General features: G+C 42.9%; 11 protein-coding genes. 10 read left to right on the forward strand and 1 reads right to left on the reverse strand.

The annotated features are described in order from the left end of the window. Positions 1-103: 103 nt before the first annotated feature. From murD to GC098_RS20700, 10 genes are all read left to right on the forward strand, one after another. Entirely contained in the window at positions 104-1,435 is a 1,332-nt protein-coding gene (gene murD / locus GC098_RS20655) for a UDP-N-acetylmuramoyl-L-alanine--D-glutamate ligase (protein ID WP_171645144.1), read from the forward strand. Between the two features lie 491 nt (positions 1,436-1,926). Beyond that, positions 1,927-2,304, forward strand: a complete 378-nt coding sequence (locus GC098_RS20660; RefSeq protein WP_171645145.1) for a hypothetical protein — start codon at positions 1,927-1,929, stop codon at positions 2,302-2,304. A 175-nt stretch (positions 2,305-2,479) separates the two neighbouring features. Then, positions 2,480-3,106: a DUF3888 domain-containing protein gene (locus GC098_RS20665; RefSeq protein WP_171645146.1), complete on the forward strand. Its 627-nt coding sequence runs from the start codon at positions 2,480-2,482 to the stop codon at positions 3,104-3,106. A gap of 333 nt (positions 3,107-3,439) precedes the next feature. Then, the gene (locus GC098_RS20670) at positions 3,440-3,883 is read left to right on the forward strand and encodes a cell wall hydrolase (RefSeq protein WP_147946783.1); all 444 of its coding nucleotides are present in this window, start codon (positions 3,440-3,442) and stop codon (positions 3,881-3,883) included. Between the two features lie 265 nt (positions 3,884-4,148). Further along, positions 4,149-4,301 carry a hypothetical protein gene (locus GC098_RS20675; protein ID WP_171645147.1) on the forward strand — a complete coding sequence of 51 codons (153 nt, stop codon included), beginning with the start codon at positions 4,149-4,151 and terminating at the stop codon, positions 4,299-4,301. Between the two features lie 578 nt (positions 4,302-4,879). Next, the gene (locus GC098_RS20680; protein ID WP_171645148.1) at positions 4,880-5,680 is read left to right on the forward strand and encodes a hypothetical protein; all 801 of its coding nucleotides are present in this window, start codon (positions 4,880-4,882) and stop codon (positions 5,678-5,680) included. Positions 5,681-5,780: 100 nt separating this feature from the next. Continuing rightward, on the forward strand, positions 5,781-5,984 hold the full coding sequence (locus tag GC098_RS20685; RefSeq protein ID WP_171645149.1) for a hypothetical protein: 204 nt from the start codon (positions 5,781-5,783) through the stop codon (positions 5,982-5,984). 286 nt (positions 5,985-6,270) lie between these two features. Beyond that, positions 6,271-6,480 (forward strand): hypothetical protein, encoded by a 210-nt coding sequence (locus tag GC098_RS40150; protein ID WP_246358779.1) that lies wholly within the window; start codon positions 6,271-6,273, stop codon positions 6,478-6,480. 803 nt (positions 6,481-7,283) lie between these two features. Continuing rightward, entirely contained in the window at positions 7,284-8,162 is an 879-nt protein-coding gene (locus GC098_RS20695) for a DUF4846 domain-containing protein (RefSeq protein ID WP_216625356.1), read from the forward strand. A 405-nt stretch (positions 8,163-8,567) separates the two neighbouring features. Further along, positions 8,568-9,092 carry a hypothetical protein gene (locus tag GC098_RS20700; protein ID WP_171645150.1) on the forward strand — a complete coding sequence of 175 codons (525 nt, stop codon included), beginning with the start codon at positions 8,568-8,570 and terminating at the stop codon, positions 9,090-9,092. 1,219 nt (positions 9,093-10,311) lie between these two features. Here the strand turns inward: GC098_RS20700 and GC098_RS20705 are convergent. Beyond that, entirely contained in the window at positions 10,312-11,178 is an 867-nt protein-coding gene (locus GC098_RS20705; protein ID WP_216625357.1) for an alpha/beta fold hydrolase, read from the reverse strand. Between the last annotated feature and the right edge of the window lie 631 nt (positions 11,179-11,809).

The following is an 11,809-nucleotide window of genomic DNA, read 5'->3' on the forward strand; positions in this document are numbered from 1 at the left end:
CTAGGATTGACGATTGACTGAAAAGCGGCGTTAAGCTAACGGGCAGGATAGTTCCAATATGTGGTATATTTGATTAAATGACATTTTCTAAGCGGAGGTGCTTATGAATCCTTCTTTTGACACCTATATCCAATCGCTGGCCGGTCGGGACGTGACCGTCATCGGCGCCGGCGTCAGCAATTCACCACTGATCCGCATGCTGTGCTCGGCCGGGGCGCACGTCACAGTGCGTGACCGCAACCCGGCCTTGCCCCGGGAGGAGTGGGACAATCTAGGCGTCGGGTTGCGCCTGGGGGAGAATTATCTGGATCGCGTTGGGGGCGACGTAGTGTTCCGCACTCCGGGCATGCGCCCAGACCATCCGGCGTTGGACTCGGCCCGCGCTGGAGGCAGCCGTGTGACCAGTGAGATGGAGGAGTTCTTTGCGCTGTGTCCTTGTCCTATTTTTGGCGTGACCGGTTCGGACGGTAAGACCACCACCACGTCGTTGATTGCAGACATGCTGGCTGACGGGGGGCGTACGGTTCATCTGGGCGGCAACATTGGCACGCCACTTCTAACGCGCGCGGGCGAGATGTCGCCGCTGGATGCGTGCGCGGTCGAGCTGTCCAGCTTCCAGCTGATGGACATGAAGCGTTCTCCCCATGTGGCTGTGATTACCAACCTCTCGCCCAATCACCTCGACTGGCACCGCGACATGGATGAATATACCGCCGCCAAGCGCCGCCTGCTGGATTTTCAGAGTGCTAACGACATTGCCGTCCTAAACGGCGACAATCCGGCGACCGCCGAACTGCGCGGGCGAGGACGGACCAAGTATTTCGGCGTGCACACTGTCCACGATGGCATAATCGACGGTCTATTACCCATCAGTGATATTCGTTTGCCGGGTTGGTATAACGTGGAGAACGTTATGGCTGCCATGACCGCCGTGCGGGGGACAGTGTCTGATGAGGCAATCCTGGAGACGGTGCGCAACTTCGCCGGCGTGGAGCACCGAAACCAGTGGATAGCAACTGTGGGCGGCGTGCATTATTACAACAATTCAATCGGCTCCAGCCCTGCCCGTACCGTCGCCACGCTGCATGCGCATGTGGGCCGAGTGCTGCTGATCGCCGGCGGGCGAGATAAGAAAGTACCGTTTGACGAGATGGCTAGGCTGCTGCCTGATCATGTCAAGGTGCTGCTGTTGATTGGAGAAGCGGCCAGTCAAATCGAGGCAGAGGCGCGCAGAGTGCCGAGTTGCCCGCCTATTGTCCGCTGCGAAGGCCTGGCCGAAGCAGTGTCGCAGGCGCACAAGCTGGCCGTACCGGGCGACACTGTGCTGCTGAGTCCTGCATGCACTGCGTTTGACCAATATCGTAACTTTGAAGAGCGCGGGCGTCACTTTGTAGACCTGGTCGGGTTGCTTCACCGATCGGAGGGAAAGGATTGAATTGAACAAGACATGGGCGTTTGCCGGGAAAAGCTGATTGCCCTGATGTATTTTCATTTATAGATAGTTCTTAAGAGGAACAGATTGAATTTATTCATTACGCTAACGGTGAACTATAGCTCAATAGACATCAGGAGAAAGCTGCCGACAGCATAGAACCGCAGCCTTCAATAGGCAGGATAACTTACAGTAAGGTTCCCCTTACACCAAGACTGCTAATCTTGCTAGTTGGAGCCTTCATGATGAGACTTTCTTTGTCGCTAACCCAACGATAGGTGAAATCTATATGATTGTCGAAATTATTGGGAGCAGGACTATATGAAATGAGGGAAGAATAAAGGATGAGTCAATTTAGTGAAAGCTATCATATTCGTGGTAACGAACAACAAGAAGTTTTGGATCTTCTGAAAAAATCCAATCAGGATGGATATATTTTTCCAGCGGAAAATGGTTGAGTAACGTTTGTGGTGAAGGATAGTAATTTCGAACCATTGGATTCTATTGTACGTAATAATACAGGAATTCTGTTACATTATGTTTATGCAGAAGACCATGGTTGGAGTATGACGTTGTTTGATGGTGATAAAGAGGTTAGCCAGTATATCTGCAATTGGGATGATGAAATTCGTATCGAAGATAGCAAGTTTGATTTACAGCCATTTTTCAATCGTGGTTTGATCAGTGAATCATCTCCTATATCTGAACAGTTACATCCACATACTTTTGACGAATTATTTGATAATAAGCCTTACTATAGAATGGCACAGGAATTAGGGCTAATTTATTACTATTGGACTTCTTACCACACTGTTGAATACAGGGAAAATGAATACAAGTATCTTATCCATAATACTCGTGATGACGATTAAGACTGATGACTTTCTTTTGGGTAAAGGATTGAACTAAAGGCGAACTATAGTTGAGGAGCTTGCTTAGCGGCAGCTGCTCTTTTTGTTTTATTTTAAGTTAAACGGGCAGGAATGTTGAATAATGTAGTGTTTCTGATGGAATATTATTGGGAAAACATGGGCGGGCGGTAAGGTTATGCGAATACAATTTCTATTAGCTGTTGTGCTTCTTGTTTACCCAATACAAGGTAACATCGCAAATGCAACAACGTCGACAAACATAGCGATACAGCAGGCTCCTAGCGAAGAAGTTCTTGAGGATTTGCAATTTGCAATGTTATTTCCTTATGTAATTGAAGCAGTTGATAGCTACTATGGAGAACGAAAACAATTTTGGAAACAAAAAATTATAGATATAAGGGAACAAGGAAGGTATCACTTCTTGGTTAAGGTACAGTTGGAAACATTTCAGCATTCCCATGGTCCCTCTTTTGGTCAAGACCTAATTACCTTCAGAGTTGATCTAGGGAAGGCAACCGTTACAGATTACAACCACAAGGGAGACGAGTGGGAAACTAAAATCAGTGTATTTAGAAATTCAGTGATTCAAGACGTTCAAAACACATTCGGTATTGATTTTTCTCCGTATAAGAAATACGAGTACGGACAGTTGCTCTTTGCTTCGGAGACTCAAAAAGAACTCCAACAACCAGGGACAATAACAGGGGGATATAAAAATGTGGTGAACCCCTTTACTTTTATCAAAGATGATTTTGGATACATTGTGTACAAAAAGAATGACGGAACTAACGTTGTACTTTGAAGTCAGAACTTCTATGGTATATGTAAAGAAGAGGTTCCTGTGTGGATGGTGTATAGATGGTTTCGTTCCTCAACTACCGGGAAAAGAGAGTTAGGTAAATGTAACATAATTGAAATCTTATTTTCATGTGACATTAATGAATCAAGCTTATAATAAAACTCGACCCCCTTTAAAATATAAAACTTAGACCCTCAGCCCGTTGCTGTGGGTCTCTTTTTGCTATTAAACTAAAGGGCAGAAGAGTGTGGTGGAACGGCTATTTATTATCTGCCAGAGTAACACATCCGCTTCACCTACAATATGATGTGTATAGAAATCTAAAGAGGTGAGCCAATGGCAGTCGTAAAAGCTAGGAAACAGGATATTGATATGTTGGCTAGGTTGCTTCGAGCTGAAGCTGAGACCGAAGGCGAAATGGGTATGCTCCTTGTTGGAAATGTTGGCATTAACCGAATAAGAGCGAATTGCTCCGATTTTAAAGGAATCCGGACAATTCCCCAAATGATCAACCAGCCGCATGCGTTCGAAGCATTGCAACATGGTATGTACTATCAAAACGCAAGAGAGAGGGAACGCCGTCTGGCGCAACGGACTGTGAATGGGGAGCGGAATTGGCCAGGCAAATTCTCCCTATGGTATTTCCGTCCAGGAACGTTCGAAAATCCCGGACCATGTCCGCCAACTTGGTATAATCAGCCGCTCGTAGGACGATGGAAGAAGCACTGTTTCTATGAACCGACGGCGAAAGAATGTGAAAATGTATATAATACTTTTTAATTTTATAAACGTAAAGAGCTCAGGATCTCTTAACCTGACTTGTCACAGCCATGTGTCGGTTGACAAGAACTTTATCTCATTAAGTGCCGCGTAAATCGCGGCTTTTTTGGGTTTAGTGGAATAAAGTTGTTGTCACGGTCATTATTCGGAAACTATACCAACGTGACAGGCCGTCCGATGTCGGATGACAAGAACATTAGCCGAATGAAGTCTGCTTGAATTGCGGGCTTTATTTATGATCGTATCAAGTTCTTGTCATTTGTCAATGTCAAGAACATTGTCCGGTTGCCGACGAGCTTTGCCGGTCGGCAGCCTGTTTAACGAACGGGAAAAAGTTGAAAAAAGGAAAATCACGATGGGGGGAGAAAAAGTTGTTGTCGGGTTAGAGATTGAACTAACGGATACGTTTGTTGAATGAGAGCTATAAATACAGGGTTGTAATAGGTACTTCAAAACTTACTTGTATTTCAACCTTTTTGAACTAAACAACCACTTCAGAACTTTATTTGTCTTTTATATTTCATAAAGAAAACAGAAAATCCTTATGCTTGCTGGCTTCTTGCACTTCAAAACTAACTTTGTTGTCTCCCGCCCCCCCCCCTCTGTGGGATGACAAATAAGTTTTGAAGTAACAAATAAAGTCTTGAAGTAGACATTAAAGATTTGAAGTAATTAGGCGTTCACTCTACTGGGTGAACGCTTATTATATTTTTTTGTATTGAGGAAGTCCTTAGTCGTTTGGAAGCAAGTCATCAGTCAACCCGGGGGGGTGATTAAACCGGGCAGAAGAGTTGAACAACCCAAAATCGAATTCTGTAAAATGATGTAACTATTGTGAGTATTGAGCGTCTAAATAATTAGAAACAACCTTACAAGAGGCAGTTCAATGAACAATACTCACGAAACACAGCCTGATAAAGAACCAATTGTAAACAATGGTCAAGTAGTAAATGAAATGATGCAGGAAGTTCAAAAAATCGAGGGCGGCGGACCGAAATGTCAAATAATCTTAACCATTTAAGTGTATTTATAAAAAAGATACTCTCCGTGATTTTTCTTTGCCTAGTCTTAACCGCTTGTACCGCTCCAAAACAATTACAACCACCCACCATAAAAATAACGCCATCCGTACAACCTAAACCTACAAAAGAAAGCACTATCATTAAGCCAGAGAAAGAAAATATCGTTCCAGTAGAGTATATGCCTGTAACATTACCTACTATTAGCCTATCACCCATTGGTACGAACGTGGTCAATAAGAAGCTTAAAGAAGTAAAACTACAAGATGCTTCGGTTGTTCTATATAGCAAAAAAAGTGGCGAATCTCAAAACATCTACGCTGGTATTAAAACTGGAGACAAGATTTACGAAATCGAGGGCATCATTGGATATGGAAATCCCGACGAGACCGAAATTTCTCAAAATTATTTCAACGGCATTTCACTCATTAAAATCCGTGGATCAGAAGGAGTATCCGCCCCGATTACCCACTACATTAAAATTGAAAATGGCTTCCCTATATCATTTATTCAATTGGAAAAATACTGCCAAGAATATGATATCGATAGTGACGGTAAAAAAGAATTGATCACATCCGCTGGAGGAACGATTCCAGAAACTGAAATAATAAAATTAAACGGTAACAAATTTGAAAGCGTAAATCTTAATCAGGTCATGAATGGTGTTGTGACTTTTGATAATAAGCAACTAGAATTTATTGTATACCAACCCAACAAAAATCCTGGATTATATAAAATGACCTCAAGAGGAATGGAATATGTGAGCGAGCAGTCGTAACGGATACGATAGTTTAGCGAACTTCACGAATACGTGAAGTTCGTAAATAAGATATAGACGAAACCGCCAGATGTATGAAACGATGGGAGGAGAGAATCCTATGATGAGAACTATTCTATTGTTAATTACCATTATTCTCCTATTTAGAGACTGTGAATCAGAAGTAACTTCTGATAAATATTCAACTCAATTTTCTGAAACAGTTGCAGATAGTGAAAAACAAGATTTACTAGAATCAAAGGAAAAAATATCAGAACTCGATGAGAAAAATCAATCGTTAATCAAAAAGTATAGTTACGAATAAGATTTGTGGGTTGCTCAAGGCGGTATCGCCTAACACGTATTTACGCTACGGTCGCTTACGCTTCTTGGTTCGCCCGAGGTAATTCGGGAAGCTGCTAACGGAGACTATAGTTCAATAAACATCATGAGAAGGCTGCAGACAGCAATGGAACGGCAGCCTTCTCAGCTCCCTCAGAGAAACTATAGCTCAATATCTAATCCGACGAGGTTATCGGCAGATAATCCGGCCGCCTCGTTAGGCTCTTGGGCAGGTTAGCACAAGAGTGTTGTTGGAAAGGGGGGATAGCATGTTAAGCAGAATTGATGCACATCGGTTCTTTTACCGCTTTATTAAACATCAAATATCCTTGTCTGAATTAGAACAGTGGATATATTGTCATGATGAGTTAGAAAGAATTCTTGATAAAACCGAATACCTTGACTTCATTTCTAGAGATTATACGACGATTATTGTGGCGGGTTTACGTTTCTACGATACATTGCACTTTACTTCATAACTACTAGCGATGAGTATAAAACGTCATTAATAAATGATCTCGTGAAACTACAGGAATATATATTCCCGATTAAACGTGAAGCAGACAGACTGTTAGCTTTCATTAGAAATGGCGAACTTTCGATTATTAGTGAGGATGACTATTTTGACAGCAGAACAGAAGCAGATCGAAAAGAAATCCATAGTATAAATGAAATGATGATACGATAGAAAGACCTGAAACATTACACACTAACGGAGAACATTAGCTCAATATAACAGCGGCAGTCTAAGACTTTATTTTCGAGTCCTAGTCCGCCGCTGTTTCATTTTCAGGGCCAGTCTAATACTTAATTTTATAAATCTGACGATAATTCAATTCACAAATCCCGTAACATCAAGGGGTTCAGTCTAACACTATATTTTCTCAAGACATATGATCGTTTCGAAACGACAGTTCTTCAATGGGATAGTAGCCTATTCCCTGATACGGCTAACGAAGAAGCTTCTTACTCATCACTCTTTGTGGAGGAGGGGGGATGGTTGACCCGCGTGGTTACTGGGTTTCTGGCTTCTCTGTCGTCGAATAAGATCGAGATAATCATGACAGAGAGAAGAATTGTTGCTAATCTTAGTTTCATCTTGTTCCCCTAATATATGACGTTAAGTCGGTTCGGGAAGGAGCCGCACTGCACAGCTGAAAGTTCTGTTCAATCAGGCTTCAGGCAGCAACTATTCGCTCCGGAGGATCGTCTATTTAACGACGCCTCTATTTTCCAATGGCTAGAGAGTATAGACAAAGGTCCATGAACGGAGCTGCTGCTGTTGAAGAAAAAATGGATAACGGTTACTGCCCTTTCTGCGCTGCTGCTTAGTTCCTGCTCCGCCGCAGGGGAGGAACGGTCGAAAGCCGCGGATGCTTTTACGGGAACCAAATCCCACAAACAACAATTGATTCATGCGGATGGAACAAACGTGATGGAACGGATAGCCGTTCCTAACGGTTACGAGAGGGTTCCTGTAGAGGATGGGTCATATGGGGATTATTTGCGGAATCTGCCTCTTAAGCCCCATGGCTCCAAGGTCCATTTGTTTAATGGGGAGTTTAAGGCTAAAGAGGTTTACGAAGCCGTGCTCGATGTGGATGTAGGGGAGCGGGATCTGCAGCAGTGCGCCGATGCGGTTATGAGGCTGCGGGCGGAATACTTGTATGGCAGTGGCAAGTATGATAAGATTCACTTCAATTTTACAAATGGCTTTAAAGCTGACTATGCAACATGGAGGAAAGGGAATCGGATTGAAGTTTCCGGCAACAAGGTCTCATGGACCAAACGGGGAGCGGCCTCCGACAGCTACGAGGTGTTTCGAAGTTATCTGAACATGGTATTTGCGTACGCGGGAACGTTGTCCTTGTCGAAGGAAATGAAGCAGGTGCCGCTGTCAGAGATGCAGGCTGGAGATGTGTTTCTGGAAGGGGGCACGCCGGGACATGCAATCGTCGTATTGGATATGGCTCAGAACCCCAAGACCGGTGAAAAGCTCTTTATCTTAGCTCAGGGCTACACGCCTGCGCAAGACATACATATTCTGGAGAATGAGGATAACGGGGAGGGGAATCCTTGGTATTCCACTGCGTTTGAGGGGAAGTTGAAATCCCCGGAGTGGACATTTACAAGGGAACAACTGTACAGGTTCACAGATTAATGCCAAGGGAGAAGGCCCAATAGGATCTTCTCCTGTTTTTTTGTTATTCCGGGCCGTTTGATATCACCACAAAAGTAAGTACAGGATACGGATTTTGTTCAAAAGCAGTGTAATCGCACTGATATAAGAGGACAAGAACATATAACTATTACCGTAAATATAGTCAATAACTTATATCTATGCTGATTTTTTGGACAAAAACAACGTGTTATTGCCACAATGCAAAATGAATCAACAAGAAGAAATTGTTAACGTTGGCTAATGACATGCCGGTAGCCTATTGAGCTAGAGGGACGGGCAGAAATCTTCAATGACATCTTACAATTATGTAATGCAGGCGACTACCCGTAACTGGTAGAATGAAGGTTAAATCGATCGATAAATTCTGAAATGAGGATAAATTCAGTGGATAAAGCGTTAGAGAAGAAAATTTGTGAGGAAATAAGAAAAAAGCTTGCTTTATCTTTAAAACAATTTGATTTTAAGAGGACCAAACCAACTTTCTATACAAGATTAAAAAAGGATCGAATTGAATTTTTGCATTTACACAAGTTTTCATTTGATACGAGTTTCAGGGTACATGTAGGAGTCAGATTCTTGTGCGATTCTTTTGAGGCAGTTGCGTTAAACGGAATTGATAGCGACTTTTTTAGACCCGAATATAATTTCGTATTCGGACAAGATGAAGAATCCGTTTATCGTTGTGTTAGTGAAATGTTGAGGTTTATTCAGTCTAAAGGCTTTAAATGGTTTGAGGATTGGTCTAATCACGCTACGTTATTAAATGCTGAAAACTCACCAATTAATCGCTTTACCAATGAATTCATTCTATTTACTAATGGAGAAATAGATGAACAGCTGGTAAGTAATAGTTATAAAATTTTAGGTATTAAAGAGACAAGGTCAGATGACTTAGGTTTGCTACGTTAACGGAGAACGATAATTGAATAACGAACCAAAATATAGACTTATGTCCAATCAATGACTATGTACCGAGCGTATGATTATAGCGTAATGAAAATTTACTTGAGGGGAATGAGTAAATATGAGTGGTGCAAGTTGTGCAGGTTATGGTGTTAACAACACAGCAGCTGTTTTGGTTCTTTATATTCTTTTGGTTATTATCTTAATGACTTTTGCATTTTAAAACAACATCACAAAAAAACAAAACGGTCTTATCGCGAAATAGATGCGAATACAGACCGTTTTTTTCTCGTTGTTTAAATGAGGGTGACGGGTGAGTTGGGTGCTGGCTGGCAATATCAATATATGGTCAAGTGGATGGTTCCGCACTAGGTCGATACCCCCATTTAGATACCCATTTCAACTATTCCTTCCAGCAAGCAGCTGTAGCCGATCCGATATCCCACCACTTACGGCCACGATATTGATACCGCTCAAGAAAACTTATTTCTTAAGCATGACAAAAAAGTTCCAAGAAGAGTGAACAAGCTTTATAAACTCATTTTTTCGAGCTTGGCGGGCTATAATGATACTGGCAGAGGAAAATAGTAGCTTTTACAAAAGTAAACATCATTAACGAACTTTATTTTCCGCTTTCCCCTTACCACCATTTAAAAAGTCCTTCAAGTAACAAACTTTTTTGAGTTTTAATAAGAAATAAAGTTCGTTAGTGGAAAATAGAGTTCGTTAGTGAAAGTTTACTTTTGTGAATATTCACTTTTTTATTTTAGGGGGTTCGTTGATAAATGAGGAATATATCGGATGTATCCTTTAGAATTAACCTGAAATTTTATAATGGCATGTTTTGTTTGTGTCACAACGTTTCAGAACAGTATAAGTAGATGTAGGTACTCCGAAATTGAATCTTTGCTGACTTTGAACCCTATGATAGTCCTTGATAAAGAGGAATATTCCGCAAAGGTTCGGTTGAAAAACCTAACCTTTAAACGGATGGTTTAACCTCGGTCACAAACGCCACCCCAGGCTACAACAGTATAGGGGTCTGCTATGGTAATTATTGGTTAGCATACGGATTTATTCCGTTTCGTGAGCAGATCCCTATTAGACCCCGGCGAGTATGCCACATTTAAACAGATTCAGTAGGCTGGCGGTTCAGTCAAGAAAGGAGCCAAATGCACCTGCTTCAGCAGATAAGTAGAAACTGCAAGCAGTACCACATCTTTCATTAAGAGGAGAGGAACAGCTTCACGAGAACCGCCGTTTCATCAGGATTCTCTTCTGGGAAGAAGTGGCCACCCTTTATCGCCTGCCCTTGCACCTTCGGAGCCCATTGCCGCCATATTCCGAGCGGACCGCCGTCTTTTGCATAGTAAGTGTCAAGCCAACCGCCCTCCGCCCACAGGTGCAGCATCGGACATTCAATTTTTTTCGACGCTTCTTTGTCCGCGTGGTCGTGTTCGACATCGATCGTCGCTGCAGCTCGATATTCCTCACAGATACCATGCACGCGGGCCGGATTGTAATAGGTTGAAACGTACTCTTGCAAGACTTCGCGGCCGAAGGAACCTTCGCCAAAGGGGTTATGGAAGACGGCCTCGGGAGCACCGAGCAGATAACACTCCGGCAGCGGTTGTTTCTGCGACAGTAAACTCCAGGGCCAGTAGGTTTGAGCGAAGCGCGCATCTGCCCGTTTCCACGCTTCGATAATCGGAATGACATCAAACACGGCCAGACGCTCCACATTCTTCGGATGATCCAAGGCCATACGGTAGCTGACGCGTCCCCCGCGGTCGTGACCGATCAATATGAAGGTCGGAAAGCCAAGTTTGCTCATCACCTCAACCAATTCCTTCGCCATCGCGCGCTTTGAATAAGGAAAGTGATCGTGGCTGGAGGCGGGTATCCCGCTGCGGCCGTAGGCGCGCAAGTCTACGCAAATCACAGTATGATTTTCCGCAAGCTTCGGCGCGAGGAATCGCCACATCAGGCTTGTGCGCGGGAAGCCGTGTACCAATAGAATTGCCGGTCCTTGTCCATAACGGCGCACGAAAATTGTGTTTCCCGAGACCTCGACATGAAAACAGCTAAACAACCTTTTACCCTCCATTTCACTTTGTTATACCATTGAATATATTTGGTTAACTTCACCAATTTGTATGTCCCAACAAAGATAATTTGATTTTGGAGGCTAAAAGGATACAGGGGTATAAAATTTAAGGGGGGCTGACTGGTTTGCGTACGGATTTATTCCGTTTCGTGAGCAGACCCCGTATACTACCAACAAGCAGAACGTTTGTTCAATATGAAACTAGGTTCGGCAGCCTCGTTGAAGTAACGGGCAGGATAACGTGGAATAGTCATGATTAAGTAATGTACAAATAATCTTCAGCATTTTAGAAAAGGAGGGCAAATCATGAAACTTAGAGGGACTCTTACAGAAGAGGCGTATAGAAAAGAATTACAAGCCTCAAGAATTCGTCTTTTAATGATATATCCATGCGAAGGTAGACACCGGAGCAGGGGGAAGATATTATCACTTTTCTTGTGGATACAACCACAGTTATTAAGATTGATTTGGATCGATACGATAATAAAATAGCTCCGATAGTTGATTTGTATCCAATAGACAATTTGATTAAGGGATTTAGTAAAACGAATCAGATTAAAATAGCCGTAGCTTTGGATTTAGCTAAGAACGATCTGAAATTATGAAAAGAAGATTT

This window comes from Paenibacillus phytorum (assembly GCF_013141715.1).
Classification (GTDB): domain Bacteria; phylum Bacillota; class Bacilli; order Paenibacillales; family NBRC-103111; genus Paenibacillus_E; species Paenibacillus_E phytorum.